Below are 14,883 nucleotides of genomic sequence, written 5' to 3' on the forward strand. Positions count from 1 at the left end.
CGGGTGTGCCAGAGGCACAAGGAAACGCCGGCACGAGGGCCGGCGTTTCGTTTACCACTTATACGGTGTGCAAGTACCAGTTGTACTCGAGGTCGGAGATCGAATACTCGAACTCCTGCATCTCATGCTCCTTGCACGCGACGAAGATGTCGATGTACTCGGGGCTGATGTACTTGTTCATCACGTCGCTGTCGTCCAGCTCGCGCAGGGCATCGCGCAGGTTGTTCGGCAGGCTCTGTTCCAGCTGCTCGTAGGCGTTGCCTTCGATCGGCGCGCCCGGCTCGACCTTGTTGGTCAGGCCGTGGTGGACGCCGGCCAGTACCGCCGAGAGCAGCAGGTACGGGTTGGCGTCGGCACCGGCGACGCGGTGCTCCAGGCGCACCGCTTCCGGCGCTCCGGTCGGCACGCGCAGGGCGACGGTACGGTTGTCCAGGCCCCAGCTCGGCGCGTTCGGCACGAAGAAGGCCGAACCGAAACGGCGGTACGAGTTGACGTTCGGGCAAAGGAACGCCATCGACGCCGGCAGGGTCTCGAGCACACCGCCGATCGCGTGGCGCAACGCGGCGTTCTGCTCGGGATCCTCGCTGGTGAAGATGTTCTTGCCGTCCTTGTCGAGCAGCGAGACGTGGACGTGCAGACCGTTGCCTGCCTGACCCGGGTAGGGCTTGGCCATGAAGGTCGAGTCCATCTCGTGGTCGTAGGCGACGTTCTTGATCAGGCGCTTGAGCAGGACTGCGTAGTCGCAGGCCTTCAGGGCGTCGTCAACGTGGTGCATGTTGACTTCGAACTGGGCCGGGGCGCTTTCCTTGACGATGGCGTCGGCCGGAATGCCCTGGGCGCGGGCGCCGTCGATGATGTCCTGCAGGCAGTCGGCGTACTCGTCGAGGTCGTCGATGGAGTAGACCTGGACCGATTGCGGACGCTTGCCGGAGATCGGCGAGCGCGGCGGCTGCGGACGGCCGTTCACGTTCTCCTGGTCGATCAGGTAGAACTCGAGCTCGAAGGCCGCGACGATGGTCAGGCCGATGTCGGTGAACTTCTGTACGACCTGACGCAGCACTTCACGCGGGTCGGCGAAGAACGGCGTGCGTTCTTCCATCTCGTGCATGGTCATCAGCAGTTGCGCGGTCGGGCGCTTCTGCCAGGGTTCCATGGAAAGGGTGTTGGGGATTGGGAAACAGACGCGATCCGCGTCGCCAATGTCCAGGCCGAGGCCGGTGCTTTCTACGGTGGAGCCGGTAATGTCGAGAGCGAAGAGAGAGGCGGGGAGGTTGATGCCCTTCTCATAGACTTTGGGCAGGTTGGTGCGTTCGATGCGCTTGCCGCGGACCACACCATTCATGTCTGCAATAAGGAGGTCGACGAATTGGACCTCGGGGTGTTCCTTCAGGAACTCACTCGCTTCTTCGAGCGACACGGCACTCTGGGGTACCGACATGATGTAACACCTTTATTGTTAAAAATTTCAATCATTCGAAAGCTGAGGTGTGAGTCAATCCGAATTGGCAAGGGTTGTCAATGTCGCACCAAAGTGGGGCACACCTGTCGTGATGGGCCGTTTTTGGGGCGTTTCAAGCCGCTTTTGATGAGCGGAGAGCCTTTGGTGGCGGGCTGTTCAGTGGGGCGTGTTTGATTTTTTACATGGCTATTGTGTAAAAAAATGAACAAGGCTAAGCTCGGCCTCAAGCCCATAACACTTACAAACACGGGTGTCCCATGTCTCGCCTGCCGTTAATCGGCGTGTCCGCCTGCATCAAGCAGATCGCATCCAAACCCTACCATGTTGCTGGCGACAAATACCTCAGAGCGCTGATCTCCGGGGCCTCGGGCATTCCTTTGATCATTCCCTCCCTGGGCGATGCCATCGACCAGGAAGACATGTTGGCCGCGTTCGACGGCCTGCTCTTCACAGGCTCGGCGTCGAACGTCGAACCCCATCATTATAGTGGCTCCGCCAGCATTGCAGGCACCCCTCATGATCCCGAGCGCGACAGTACGACGCTGCCGCTGATTCGCCGCGCCGTCGCGGCCGGGATTCCGGTGCTGGGCATCTGCCGCGGCTTCCAGGAAATGAACGTCGCCTTTGGCGGTTCGCTGCACCAGAAAGTGCACGAAGTCGAAGGCTTGATGGACCACCGCGAACCCGCGGGTGAGCCGATCGAAATCCAATATGGTCTGCGGCACGTCGTCGACGTGCAGCCGGGCGGCGTTTTCGCCGGTATCGGGCTACCCTCGCAGTTCCAGGTCAACTCTATTCACGGCCAGGGCGTTGATCGTCTGGCGCCCGGCCTTCGTGTAGAAGCTCTGGCGCCTGACGGGTTGGTTGAAGCCTTCTCCGTCGAAGGTGCGGCCTTTGCCGTCGGGGTGCAGTGGCACCCGGAGTGGCAGGTCGAAACGAACCCCAACTATCTCGCTATCTTCCAGGCATTCGGCAAAGCCTGCAGCAAGAGGGCGGGGAACCGCTGAGTCCGGCGTTGGGGCCGGGCTCTCAAACCCTGAGGTCTTTATGACTAGCAAGTTAGACCAGCTCAGTGGCTGGTTGAAAGAACGCAAGATCACCGAAGTGGAATGCATGATCGCCGACCTGACCGGGATTGCCCGGGGCAAGATCGCGCCGACCGCGAAATTCCTCAACGAGAAGGGCATGCGCCTGCCGGAGAGCGTTCTCCTGCAGACCGTGACCGGTGATTACGTCGAAGACGACATCTATTACGACCTGCTGGACCCGGCCGACATCGATATGGTCTGCCGCCCGGACGAGAATGCCGTGTTCCTCGTCCCCTGGGCTATCGAGCCGACTGCGATGGTCATCCACGATACCTACGACAAGCTGGGCAACCCCATCGAGCTGTCGCCGCGCAACGTGCTCAAGCGCGTTCTCCAGCTGTACGCCGACAAGGGCTGGAAACCGATCGTGGCGCCGGAGATGGAGTTCTACCTGACCAAGCGCAGCGACGACCCCGACTACCCGCTGCAGGCTCCGATCGGCCGTTCCGGTCGCCAGGAGACCGGTCGCCAGTCCTTCTCCATCGACGCGGCGAACGAATTCGACCCGCTGTTCGAGGACATGTACGACTGGTGCGAACTGCAGGGCCTGGATCTGGACACCCTGATCCATGAAGAAGGCACCGCGCAGATGGAGATCAACTTCCGTCACGGCGATGCCCTGGACCTGGCCGACCAGATCGTGGTGTTCAAGCGCACCATGCGCGAGGCCGCCCTCAAGCACAACGTCGCCGCCACCTTCATGGCCAAGCCGATGACCGGCGAGCCGGGCAGTGCCATGCACCTGCACCAGAGCATCGTCGACCTCAAGACCGGCAAGAACATCTTCTCCAACGCCGACGGCAGCATGAGCGAGCTGTTCCTGCACCACATCGGCGGTCTGCAGAAGCTGATCCCCGAGGCGTTGCCGCTGTTCGCGCCGAACGTCAACTCGTTCCGCCGCTTCCTGCCCGATACCTCGGCGCCAGTGAACGTGGAGTGGGGCGAGGAGAACCGTACCGTGGGCCTGCGCGTACCGGATTCCACCCCGGACAACCGCCGCGTGGAGAACCGCCTGGCCGGCGCCGACGCCAACCCTTACCTGGCCCTGGCGGCCAGCCTGCTGTGCGGCTACATCGGCATGGTCGAAGGCCTCAAACCCAGTGCCCAGGTCAAAGGCCGTGGCTACGAACGGCGTAACCTGCGCCTGCCGCTGACCATCGAAGCCGCCCTGGAGTGCATGGAAGGCAGCAAGACCCTGGAGAAATACCTGGGTGACAAGTTCATTCGGGGCTACGTCGCGGTGAAGCGCGCCGAGCACGAGAACTTCAAGCGAGTAATCAGTTCCTGGGAGCGTGAGTTCCTTCTGCTTTCTGTCTGATCGGCGTGGGGTCCGGCGCGTGGCCGGGCCCCGTGTTTCTTAGAGAAGAGGTTTTATCAAGATGACTAACCAGACCAGCGCCAACACCCAACACTGGCAGGCGCTCAGCCGCGATCACCACCTGGCTCCGTTCACCGACTACAAGCAGCTGAACGAGAAGGGTGCGCGCATCATCACCAAGGCCGAAGGCGTATACCTGTGGGACAGCGAGGGCAACAAGATCCTCGACGGCATGGCTGGCCTGTGGTGCGTGAACGTCGGCTACGGTCGCAAGGAACTTGCTGAAGTCGCCTACAAGCAGATGCAGGAACTGCCCTACTACAACCTGTTCTTCCAGACCGCCCACCCGCCGGTGCTGGAGCTGTCCAAGGCCATCGCCGACATCGCCCCCGAAGGCATGAACCACGTGTTCTTCACCGGCTCGGGCTCGGAGTCCAACGACACCGTGCTGCGCATGGTTCGCCACTACTGGACCATCAAGGGTCAGCCGCAGAAGAAAGTGGTCATCGGCCGCTGGAACGGCTACCACGGCTCCACCGTCGCCGGCGTCAGCCTGGGCGGCATGAAGGCGCTGCACGAGCAGGGTGACCTGCCGATCCCCGGCATCGAGCACATTGCCCAGCCGTACTGGTTCGGCGAAGGCGGCGATATGGACCCGGAAGAGTTCGGCGTCTGGGCGGCCGAGCAACTGGAGAAGAAGATTCTCGAAGTCGGCGAAGACAAGGTCGCCGCCTTCATCGCCGAGCCCCTGCAGGGCGCGGGCGGCGTGATCATTCCGCCGAAAACCTACTGGCCGAAGATCCGCGAGATCCTCGCCAAGTACGACATCCTGTTCATCGCCGACGAAGTCATCTGCGGCTTCGGCCGTACCGGCGAATGGTTCGGCAGCCAGTACTTCGGCAACGCCCCGGACCTGATGCCGATCGCCAAGGGCCTGACCTCCGGCTACATCCCCATGGGCGGCGTGATCGTTCGCGACGAGATCGTCCATACCCTGAATGAGGGTGGGGAGTTCTACCACGGCTTCACTTACTCTGGTCACCCGGTAGCCGCTGCGGTGGCGCTGGAGAACATCCGCATCCTGCGGGAAGAGAAGATCGTCGAGCGTGTGAAGAACGAAACGGCACCGTATTTGCAACAGCGCTGGCAAGAGCTGGCCGACCATCCCCTGGTAGGCGAAGCCCGCGGGGTAGGCCTGGTGGCAGCACTGGAGCTGGTGAAGAACAAGAAGACCCGCGAGCGCTTCGAAGGCAAGGGTGTCGGGATGCTGTGCCGCGAGCACTGCTTCCGCAACGGTCTGATCATGCGCGCGGTGGGAGACACTATGATTATCTCGCCGCCGCTGGTGATCGAGAAATCGCAGATCGATGACCTGATCACCCTGGCGCGCAAGTGCCTCGATCAAACCGCCGCAGCCGTTCTGTCTTGAGTCTTTCACCGGACCTTTGACAGACTGCGCCTGTGCGTTGGCCAGGCTCACCGGGTGGTGACGGAAGGAGATGTCCACGCCACCCGGAACATCAAAAAAACAAACGGAGCTACCCGCATGTTCAAGACCTTCGGCAAATCCCTGCTCGCTGTAACGCTGGCAGGCGCTGTGGCTGGTATGGCGCAGGCAGATGACAAGGTGCTGCACGTCTACAACTGGTCGGACTACATCGCGCCGGACACGGTCGACAAGTTCACCAAGGAAACCGGAATCAAGGTCGTCTACGACGTCTACGACAGCAACGAAGTGCTGGAAGCCAAGCTGCTGGCCGGCAAGTCGGGCTACGACATCGTGGTGCCGTCCAACTCCTTCCTGGCCAAGCAGATCAAGGCCGGCGTGTACACGCCGCTGGACAAGTCCAAGCTGCCGAACTGGAAGAACCTGAACCCGGACATCATGAAGACGCTGGAAATCAGCGACCCGGGCAACCAGTACGCGATCCCCTACATGTGGGGCACCATCGGCATCGGCTACAACCCGGACAAGGTCAAGGCCGCGCTGGGCGACAACGCCCCGGTGGACTCCTGGGACCTGGTGTTCAAGCCGGAAAACATCCAGAAGCTGAAGGCCTGCGGCGTGAGCTTCCTCGATTCGCCGACCGAAATGCTGCCGGCTGCCCTGCACTACCTGGGCTACAAGCCCGATAGCCAGGACCCGAAAGAACTCAAGGAAGCCGAAGCGCTGTTCCTGAAGATTCGCCCGTACGTCTCCTACTTCCACTCCTCCAAGTACATCTCCGATATCGCCAACGGCAACATCTGCGTGGCTATCGGTTACTCGGGTGACGTGTACCAGGCCAAGTCCCGCGCTGAAGAAGCCAAGAACAAGGTCACTGTGAAGTACAACATTCCGAAGGAAGGTGCTGGCGCGTTCTTCGACACCGTCGCCATTCCGAAGGATGCCGAGAACCAGGAAGCCGCGCTGAAGTGGATCAACTTCCTGCTCGAGCCGGCGGTCATGTCCGAGATCACCAACGTCGTGCAGTTCCCGAACGGCAACGCCGCAGCCACCCCGATGGTGAGCGAGGCGATCCGCAACGACCCGGGCGTGTATCCGACTCCGGAAACCATGAAGAAGCTGTACGCCTTCCCGGACCTGCCGGCGAAGACCCAGCGTCTGATGACCCGCAGCTGGACCACCATCAAGTCCGGCAAGTAATCGGGTAATCGCTGTCGCCTGGCGCGCCAGCGGATGGTCCGGACAGCGGCGGGGGAGTGCGCTCCCTCGCCCGCTACCGGTAGCAACAAACAGCTTCCATCGGTGGAATGGCTGCGCAAGCCCCGGCGCTCTCGTGCTGTAAAGGGTTCGGCGCTATCCACGGACCGGCCGTCGAAACCCCGGCAGCAACCGACTGAAGTAGTCAAAAACAACGAGAGGACTCACGTGTGCGCATTCCCTTCCGCAGAACCCTGATCGCTGCAGTCTCCGTCTTCGGCCTGACTTCGCTGGCCCAGGCGGAACAGACCGTCCACATCTACAACTGGTCGGACTACATCGGTGAAACCACCCTCGCCGATTTCGAGAAGGAAACCGGTATCAAGCCGGTGTACGACGTCTTCGACTCCAACGAAACCCTGGAAGGCAAGCTGCTGGCCGGTCGTACCGGCTACGACGTGGTCGTGCCGTCCAACCACTTCCTCGGTCGCCAGATCAAGGCCGGCGCGTTCCAGAAGCTGGACAAGAGCCAGCTGCCGAATTGGTCGAACCTCGATCCGCACCTGATGAAGCAGCTCGAGGCCAACGACCCGGGCAACCTGTACGGCGTGCCGTACCTGTGGGGCACCAACGGCATCGGCTACAACGTCGAGAAGGTCAAGGCCGTGCTGGGTGTCGACACCATCGATTCGTGGGCCGTCCTCTTCGAGCCCGAGAACATGAAGAAGCTCAGCCAGTGCGGCGTCGCCTTCCTTGATTCGGGCGACGAGATGATGCCGGCTGTGCTCAAGTACATGGGGCTGGACCCCAACAGCACCAACCCGGATGACTACAAGAAGGTGGAGGACAAGCTGATGAAGGTGCGTCCGTACGTCACCTACTTCCACTCCTCCAAGTACATCTCCGACCTGGCCAACGGCAACATCTGCGTTGCGGCCGGTTTCTCCGGTGACGTGTTCCAGGCCGCCAACCGCGCCAAGGAAGCCGGCAAGGGCGTGAACATCGCCTACGCCATTCCCAAGGAAGGCGCCAACCTCTGGTTCGACATCCTCGCCGTGCCGAAGGATGCCTCCAACCCGAAGGCGGCCCACGCGTTCATCAACTACCTGCTCAAGCCCGAAGTGATCGCCAAGGTCAGCGATTACGTCGGTTACGCCAACCCGAACCCCAAGGCTGGCGAATTCATGGATGAGTCCGTGCGCAACAATCCTGAGGTGTACCCATCCCAGGAGGTTCTCGACAAACTCTTCGTGCAGCATGAGCTGCCGCCGAAGATCCTGCGCCTCATGACCCGTTCCTGGACCAAGATCAAGTCGGGCAAGTAAGACGGTTTTCCCCAAATCCGTCCGCGCGGGCACGGAGCGTCGCAGGGCCCCTCGAAAGGCCCGGCGGCGCACGTAAACTGCGCCAGCCCTGTAATACCAAGCATGCCCGGCCGCGGGGGCCGGGCCTCTATGATTTGGGAGTTGTGGTAATGGCAATAGCCTCCGGTGCCTACAAGAAAGCCTTGAGTGGCGACCAGAAGCCTAAAGAGGTTCTGGTAAAAATCGACCGGGTCAGCAAGCAGTTCGACGAAACGCTGGCTGTGGACAGCGTGTCCCTGGACATCAAGAAAGGCGAAATCTTCGCCCTGCTGGGTGGTTCGGGTTCGGGCAAGTCGACCCTGCTTCGCATGCTGGCTGGTTTCGAGCGTCCCACTGAAGGTCGCATCTTCCTCGATGGCCAGGACATTACCGACCTGCCGCCCTATGAGCGGCCGATCAACATGATGTTCCAGTCGTACGCCCTGTTCCCCCACATGAGCGTGGCGCAGAACATCGCCTTCGGCCTGAAGCAGGACGGTCTGCCCAAGGCGGAGATCGACAAGATCGTCGACGAGATGCTCAAGCTCGTGCAGATGACCCAGTACGCCAAGCGCAAGCCGCACCAGCTTTCTGGCGGCCAGCGTCAGCGCGTGGCCCTGGCCCGCTCCCTGGCCAAGCGTCCGAAGCTGCTGCTGCTCGACGAACCCATGGGCGCGCTGGACAAGAAACTGCGTTCGCAGATGCAACTGGAACTGGTGGAGATCATCGAGCGCGTGGGCGTGACCTGCGTGATGGTGACCCACGACCAGGAAGAGGCCATGACCATGGCCCAGCGCATCGCCATCATGCACCTGGGTTGCATCGAGCAGATCGGCAGCCCGATGGACATCTACGAGACGCCGGCCAGCCGCCTGATCTGCGAGTTCATCGGCAACGTCAACCTGTTCGACGGCGAGATCGTCGAGGACCTGCAGGACCACGCGGTCATCGCCTGCCCGCAGCTGGAAAACCCGATCTACATCGGCCACGGCATCAGCACCCGTGCCGAGAACAAGCGCATGACCTACGCACTGCGTCCTGAAAAGGTCATGGTCACTGCGCAGAAACCGGAAAACCTCGAGCACGAAGGCTTCAACGTCGCCCAGGGCACCGTCCACGACATCGCCTACCTGGGCGGTCACTCGGTGTACTACATCAAGCTGGCCTCCGGCTTCATCGTCCAGGCCTTCATGGCCAACGCCGAGCGCCACGTCGCGCGCCCGACCTGGGACCAGCCGGTTTACATCAGCTGGTACGACGACAGCGGTGTGGTACTGCAATCATGAACATCAGCAAATCGCTCATGAAACGCCTGCCGAACGGCCGGCATGCCGTGATCGGTGTGCCGTTCTTCTGGCTCTTCCTGTTCTTCCTGCTGCCCTTCGCCATCGTGCTGAAGATCAGTCTGGCGGCAGCGGACGTGGCCATTCCGCCGTACACCGAAGTCTTCCAGTACGCCGACCAGACGCTCCAGGTCGTGATGAACCTGGGCAACTACCTGATGCTGACGGACGACCCGCTCTACATCGACGCCTACCTGGGCTCGCTGAAGATGGCGGCGATCAGCACCTTCCTGTGCCTGCTCATCGGATACCCGATGGCCTATGCCATCGCCCGCGCCAGCAAGGAAATGCAGACCGTCCTGCTGCTGCTGATCATGATGCCGACCTGGACGGCGATCCTGATCCGCGTGTACGCCTGGATGGGCATCCTGTCCAACAACGGCCTGCTCAACAGCTTCCTGATGTGGCTGGGCATCATCAACGAGCCGCTGACGATCCTGAACACCAACTTCGCGGTGTACATCGGTATCGTCTACTCGTACCTGCCCTTCATGGTCATGCCGCTCTACGCCAACCTGGTGAAGCACGACATGAGCCTGCTGGAAGCCGCCTCCGACCTCGGCGCGCGCAGCTTCACCAGCTTCTGGAAGATCACCGTCCCGCTGTCCAAGAACGGCATCATCGCCGGCTGCATGCTGGTGTTCATCCCGGCAGTGGGCGAGTTCGTGATCCCGGAACTGCTTGGCGGTCCCGAGACGCTGATGATCGGTAAAGTGCTGTGGCAGGAATTCTTCAACAACCGTGACTGGCCGGTGGCTTCCGCCCTTGCCGTCGTGATGCTGGCGATCCTGATCGTGCCCATCATCTTCTTCAACAAGAACCAAGCTAAAGAGTTGGAGGGCAAGGTATGAACAAGCGTTGGTCGTTCTCCAACATCATGCTGGTGTTGGGCCTGCTCTTCATCTACGTGCCGATGCTCATCCTGGTCATCTACTCGTTCAACGGCTCCAAGTTGGTGACCGTGTGGGGTGGCTGGTCGGTGAAGTGGTACGTCGGCCTGCTGGACAACCAGCAGCTGGTCGGTTCGGTGTTCCGCTCGCTGGAGATCGCCTGCTACACCGCGATCTCCTCGGTGGCGCTGGGCACCCTGGCGGCCTTCGTGCTGACCCGCATCCCGCGCTTCCGTGGCCGTACGCTGTTCGGCGGCATGGTCACCGCGCCGCTGGTCATGCCCGAGGTGATCACCGGTCTGTCGCTGCTGCTGTTGTTCGTTGCGATGGCTCAGTTGATCGGCTGGCCGCAGGAGCGCGGCATCGTGACCATCTGGATCGCCCACACCAGCTTCTGCTCGTCCTACGTGGCGGTGGTGGTGTCGGCGCGCCTGCGCGAGCTGGACCTGTCCATCGAGGAAGCGGCCATGGACTTGGGCGCCAAGCCCTGGAAAGTGTTCATGCTGATTACCATCCCGATGATCGCCCCGTCGCTGGCGGCGGGCGGCATGATGTCCTTCGCGCTGTCGCTGGATGACCTGGTACTGGCCAGCTTCGTGTCCGGTCCTGGTTCCACCACCCTGCCGATGGAAGTGTTCTCCGCCGTGCGCCTGGGCGTGAAGCCGGAGATCAACGCCGTAGCCAGCCTGATCCTGCTGACCGTATCGCTGTTCACCTTCTTTGCCTGGTACTTCACCCGCCAGGCCGAAGAGCGTCGCAAGCGTGCGATCCAGGAAGCCATGGAGTCCAACGCGACCGATTGGCAGAAGGGTTCGACAGCCACCGCCTGACGCCGTCTTGTCGGCCGGTAGTATCCGGCGATTGTCGAACCACGGGCCACCTTCGGGTGGCCCGTGTTTTTTTGCTCACACGTTATTCCGAAGTGCTTGGAAACTCGGGATTTATCGGAAAAATCCGTGTGTCGCAAAGGCTCGCCCCTGGCCGATTGCCAACTACGCTTGAAGTGTTCGGATGCGCAGTCCGGCCACCCCCCGAACCAGGGCCGGGCCGCGTAGCCGGCAAACTTCCAGTGACGCCTTATGGCACTCCGTGCGGGAGACGGCGCCCAATACAACACCCCGATCGTTATCCCTTGGGGAAATAACGCGCCAGGGAGCTTCGGCATCTCCCGCAACACTCTGTACAACGCACCAATGAAAAACCCCGCAGAGGCGGGGTTTTTCATTTCCGGGTGGCTCTTGTCGAGGGCGCTTCAGCGACGGACGGGAATCAACCGCAGGATGCCATGGGTGTTGGCTTTCACCTCGTTGTCGTCGTAGTGCTGCGGCAGGTACTGGCCTTCGATGTAGGCCTCGGCCTGGTCGTCGTAGTGCTTGTCGAAAGGTACGCCGCTCTGGCCTACCGGGTTTATGCCCAGGCTGTGGGCCGGGTCGGCGAAGTCGATCAGGCGACGGGTGGACGGGCCGTAAATCACCTGCCAGGGCGCAGGTCCGACGCGGGCGGAGAGGTTGTTCGGCACCTCGTGGCCGCCAGGAGCGGCGAACGGGCCGACGTTGAACAGGCGGTCCAGCGGCTTCTGCTGGCCCAGCGGGTGGCCGTGGGTGAGGGTGTGCGCCTTGCCCCACTGCCACTGCTGCGAGTCCTGGCCGAGGGTGGCGCGCAGGTGCGCCAGGCTGTCCTTCCAGGCGGCCTTGACGATATCGGCGCGGGTTTCCTTCTGCGGCGTCTTGCGGTTGTCCCACCAGGGCGAGTTCTCGTCGGCGGCCAGGCGAGGCAGGGCCACGTCGAGCACGCGGGTGGACAGCAGGTTGTCGAAGAAGGCGTCGCCCATCTCGTCGCGCATGGCGCCGTCGGCGACCTGGTAGAGCAACTGGTTGAACACCGTCGCAGTGACAGAGTCCAGCGGATGGTCGCCCTGCCAGTTGGCCAGGTTCTCCAACAGCGCCTTCTCTTCGTCGGTCGCGGCGGCTTCGCGCAGGATCGGCAGCAGCGGCTTGAGGAAGCGCGGGCCATAGCCGGTGGCGGTGTCCAGTTGCAGCGCCTGGCTGTTCTGCAGGTCCCACTTCACGGAAGTGTCGGACAGGCGCTTGTTCAGCTGCTGGCCGCGATCAGGCAGGTTGTAGTAGCCCGGCACCGGGCGACCGTTGGCCGGCACCGGCTGGAAGTTGGCGGAGACGATGTAGCCGCGCGCCGGGTTCTCTTCCTGCGGGTTCTCGCTGAAGGGGTAGAAGCCGCTCTTGTCGGCCTGGCCACTGGCGCCGTCGAGCAGGAAGTTCGGATTGACCCCGTCCGGACGCACCGGCAGTTGCGCCGAGGCCCACCAGCCGATGTCGCCACGAGCGTTGGCCCAGACCACGTTGAGGCCTGGCGACTGGATCTTCGCGGCTGCCGCGCGCGCCTTGGGCAGGGTGTCGGCGCGGTTCAGTTCGTAGAAGGCGTCGAGGATCGGGTTCTGGGTTTCCAGGAAGGCCCACCACATGGAGACCGGCGTCTTGCCCGCGGCGGTGCCCAGCGCGTCGTTGACCAGCGGGCCGTGGGGCGAGCTGCGCAGGGTGATCTTCACCGGTGCCTCGCCCTTCACCGCGATGCTCTGCTCCTCGCTTTTCAGGTCCGTCCACTGGCCGTGGTACCAGACCTGGTTGGGGTTGTCCGGGTTGACCTTCTCGGCGACCAGATCGACGTCGTCGTTCTGGAACATGGTCAGGCTCCAGCCGAACTGCAGGTTGTGGCCGAGCGAGGCGAAGGGGTTGAGCGCCTGGTAGTGGCCGTACAGCTCGAAGCCCGGCGCGCTGGCCTGCATCTCGTACCACACTGCCGGCACGGCGAAGCGGATGTGCGGGTCGCCCGCCAGCAGCGGCTTGCCGCTCTTCGTGCGGCTGCCGGAGACGGCCCAGGCGTTGCTGCCCTCGAATTGCGGCAGGCCGGCCTTTTCCAGCGCGGCGTGGCTCAGGCGGGCGATGGCACTCAGGTCCTGCCAGTCGGCGGCGGCCAGCGCCTTGGGCGTCATCACGCCTTCGGGATGCCAGTCGAGGTCGAAGACCTTCAGGTAGTCCGCGCCCAGTTCGTCGCGCACGTAGGTCAGCACCGGTTCGGTGCGGAAGGCGGCGGCGAAGCTGTAGGCCATGTAGCCGGCGACGCTGACGGTGTCTTCGGGGGTGAAGGCGCGCTTGGGAATGCCGAGGATGTCGAATTCCACCGGGCGCGGGTGGCTGTCCTGGAACTGGTTGACGCCATCGAGGTAGGCGACCAGCGCCTTCCAGGCCGGGGAGTTCTTGTCCTGCCTGGCCACGTACTCGGCGGCGTGGTCGCGGATGCGCAGGCTGCGGAACATGCGGTCGGTGTCCACCAGCTTGGGCCCGAGCACCTCGGCCAGCTCGCCACGGGACAGGCGACGGAGGATTTCCATCTGGAACAGGCGGTCCTGGGCGTGGACGTAACCGATCGCCCGGTACATGTCTTCCTCGCTGCCGGCCTTGATGTGCGGCACGCCGCGCTCGTCGTAGCGAACCGTGACTTCGCTGGCCAGGCCCGCCAGGGGCAGTTGTCCGTCGCGTACCGGCTGCTTGCCATGCAGGTACCAGCCGGCACCGGCCGTTGCAGCGGCGATGACGACAGCGAGGACAGTCAAAGTGCGTTTCATGCAGCAACTCCTTGTTGTTATGCGGCGATTCTGCAGTGGATAGCGCACGTCGCTCATTGACCAAACGTCTCGCTACTGGAATTCTCCGGTCAATCCCAGGAGTGACCATGGCCGCCCCCGAGCTGAACTTCCCCGCCACCCCGGCGCTGACCCAGTCCGCCACCCTGCGCCGCCAGTTGTACGAGGCGCTCTCGGTGCTGGGCTTCGACCCCACCGATATCTACCGCCAGGCCCTGCAGAAGGTGCGCCTGCCGCCGCCGGCGCAGAGTGGTCGCCTGGTGCACGACGACGCCCCATTGTTCTGGACGACCCTTGACGAAATTACCGGCGATGCCGATATCGGCCTGCACCTGGGGGAGGCGATGAAGCCGCGCCTGCTGGACGTGGTCGGCTACCTGCTGATGGCCAGCAGCGACCTGCGCGAGGCGCTGCACAGCTTCCTGCGCTTCCAGCACATCCTCTCCGGTGGCTTCGCGGCGCAGATGCGCGAGGAGGGCGAGCAGGTGCGGCTGATCCTCGACCTCAACTACCTGGGTACCAGCAACCTGCGCCAGCAGATGGAGTGCCTGATGCTGCTGTTCCTCAAGCTGCTGGCGCTGATTACCGACGATGAGTTCCGCGTGCAGGCCATCGAGTTCCGCCATCCGCAGCCGCGCCGCTTGAGCGAGCACCGGCGGCTGTTCGGCCTGACGCCGAGCTTCGGCAAGGCCAATGACGCCTTGTTGTTCGATCGCGCGCAGATGGCCCGGCCATCGCGCACCGGCAACCCGGTGCTGCACCGGTTGCTTACCGAGCATGCGCGGGAACAGTTGGGAACGCTGGACGAGAACGACCTGCTCAATCGCCTGCGCTACCTGATCGCCATGCGGTTGGGGGAGGAGGAGTGCACCCTGCAAAGCTGCGCCCGTGAGCTGGGCGTGCGGCCGGGGCTGCTGCAGCGCAATCTGGCGAGCCGGGCACAGACGTTCAGGGAAGTGCGGGAGGAGGTGCGCCGGCAGCGTGCCGCGCAATTACTGGAGCAGGGCGAGGCAATTCGCGAGGTGGCGCGGGCCTGTGGTTTTGCCGAGCTGTCGCCGTTCTATCGGGCTTTCAAGCGCTGGTATTCGGTGCCGCCCGAGCGCTATCGCCAGCGCCTGCAGGGCGGCACCGAAGGCTGAG

Annotated in this window: 11 protein-coding genes; 9 read left to right on the plus strand and 2 right to left on the minus strand. The window is 62.8% G+C overall.

Annotated features, from left to right (window positions below; all coding sequences use genetic code 11):
* Positions 1 to 58: 58 nt before the first annotated feature.
* Positions 59 to 1,438 carry a glutamine synthetase family protein gene (locus IB255_RS15660; protein ID WP_024762139.1) on the minus strand — a complete coding sequence of 460 codons (1,380 nt, stop codon included), beginning with the start codon at positions 1,436 to 1,438 and terminating at the stop codon, positions 59 to 61.
* Positions 1,439 to 1,716: 278 nt separating this feature from the next.
* Between IB255_RS15660 and IB255_RS15665 the strand changes: the two genes are divergently transcribed.
* The 8 genes from IB255_RS15665 (at position 1,717) to IB255_RS15700 (ending at position 10,915) form a co-directional block, all read left to right on the plus strand.
* Positions 1,717 to 2,466 carry a gamma-glutamyl-gamma-aminobutyrate hydrolase family protein gene (locus IB255_RS15665; protein ID WP_081515237.1) on the plus strand — a complete coding sequence of 250 codons (750 nt, stop codon included), beginning with the start codon at positions 1,717 to 1,719 and terminating at the stop codon, positions 2,464 to 2,466.
* Positions 2,467 to 2,506: 40 nt separating this feature from the next.
* Positions 2,507 to 3,865 carry a glutamine synthetase family protein gene (locus IB255_RS15670; protein ID WP_081515238.1) on the plus strand — a complete coding sequence of 453 codons (1,359 nt, stop codon included), beginning with the start codon at positions 2,507 to 2,509 and terminating at the stop codon, positions 3,863 to 3,865.
* Positions 3,866 to 3,926: 61 nt separating this feature from the next.
* Positions 3,927 to 5,294, plus strand: a complete 1,368-nt coding sequence (locus IB255_RS15675) for an aspartate aminotransferase family protein (RefSeq protein ID WP_045215532.1) — start codon at positions 3,927 to 3,929, stop codon at positions 5,292 to 5,294.
* 117 nt (positions 5,295 to 5,411) lie between these two features.
* Positions 5,412 to 6,512, plus strand: coding sequence for a polyamine ABC transporter substrate-binding protein (locus tag IB255_RS15680; RefSeq protein ID WP_081515239.1), 1,101 nt, complete (start codon positions 5,412 to 5,414; stop codon positions 6,510 to 6,512).
* Between the two features lie 251 nt (positions 6,513 to 6,763).
* Positions 6,764 to 7,834, plus strand: coding sequence for a polyamine ABC transporter substrate-binding protein (locus tag IB255_RS15685; protein ID WP_225594893.1), 1,071 nt, complete (start codon positions 6,764 to 6,766; stop codon positions 7,832 to 7,834).
* 149 nt (positions 7,835 to 7,983) lie between these two features.
* On the plus strand, positions 7,984 to 9,138 hold the full coding sequence (locus IB255_RS15690) for an ABC transporter ATP-binding protein (protein WP_081515241.1): 1,155 nt from the start codon (positions 7,984 to 7,986) through the stop codon (positions 9,136 to 9,138).
* A 26-nt stretch (positions 9,139 to 9,164) separates the two neighbouring features.
* Positions 9,165 to 10,046: an ABC transporter permease subunit gene (locus tag IB255_RS15695; RefSeq protein ID WP_138214270.1), complete on the plus strand. Its 882-nt coding sequence runs from the start codon at positions 9,165 to 9,167 to the stop codon at positions 10,044 to 10,046.
* Entirely contained in the window at positions 10,043 to 10,915 is an 873-nt protein-coding gene (locus IB255_RS15700; RefSeq protein ID WP_081515243.1) for an ABC transporter permease subunit, read from the plus strand. The genes IB255_RS15695 and IB255_RS15700 overlap by 4 nt, the downstream gene beginning before the upstream one ends.
* Positions 10,916 to 11,337: 422 nt before the next feature.
* Here IB255_RS15700 and IB255_RS15705 read toward each other — a convergent pair whose 3' ends face one another.
* Complete coding sequence (locus tag IB255_RS15705; RefSeq protein ID WP_192210553.1) at positions 11,338 to 13,725, minus strand: penicillin acylase family protein; 2,388 nt, start codon at positions 13,723 to 13,725, stop codon at positions 11,338 to 11,340.
* A gap of 107 nt (positions 13,726 to 13,832) precedes the next feature.
* Between IB255_RS15705 and IB255_RS15710 the strand changes: the two genes are divergently transcribed.
* On the plus strand, positions 13,833 to 14,882 hold the full coding sequence (locus IB255_RS15710) for an AraC family transcriptional regulator (protein WP_151188686.1): 1,050 nt from the start codon (positions 13,833 to 13,835) through the stop codon (positions 14,880 to 14,882).
* Position 14,883 lies beyond the last annotated feature (1 nt).

The sequence above is a fragment of the Pseudomonas sp. PDM22 genome, assembly GCF_014851965.1.
Taxonomy (GTDB): Bacteria; Pseudomonadota; Gammaproteobacteria; order Pseudomonadales; family Pseudomonadaceae; genus Pseudomonas.

Bases quoted from the DNA above. Each gene is read 5' to 3' on its own strand.
- IB255_RS15660 (WP_024762139.1), bottom strand. From the start codon at position 1,438: ATGTCGGTACCCCAGAGTGCCGTGTCGCTCGAAGAAGCGAGTGAGTTC.
- IB255_RS15665 (WP_081515237.1), top strand. From the start codon at position 1,717: ATGTCTCGCCTGCCGTTAATCGGCGTGTCCGCCTGCATCAAGCAGATC.
- IB255_RS15670 (WP_081515238.1), top strand. From the start codon at position 2,507: ATGACTAGCAAGTTAGACCAGCTCAGTGGCTGGTTGAAAGAACGCAAG.
- IB255_RS15675 (WP_045215532.1), top strand. From the start codon at position 3,927: ATGACTAACCAGACCAGCGCCAACACCCAACACTGGCAGGCGCTCAGC.
- IB255_RS15680 (WP_081515239.1), top strand. From the start codon at position 5,412: ATGTTCAAGACCTTCGGCAAATCCCTGCTCGCTGTAACGCTGGCAGGC.
- IB255_RS15690 (WP_081515241.1), top strand. From the start codon at position 7,984: ATGGCAATAGCCTCCGGTGCCTACAAGAAAGCCTTGAGTGGCGACCAG.
- IB255_RS15700 (WP_081515243.1), top strand. From the start codon at position 10,043: ATGAACAAGCGTTGGTCGTTCTCCAACATCATGCTGGTGTTGGGCCTG.
- IB255_RS15705 (WP_192210553.1), bottom strand. From the start codon at position 13,725: ATGAAACGCACTTTGACTGTCCTCGCTGTCGTCATCGCCGCTGCAACG.
- IB255_RS15710 (WP_151188686.1), top strand. From the start codon at position 13,833: ATGGCCGCCCCCGAGCTGAACTTCCCCGCCACCCCGGCGCTGACCCAG.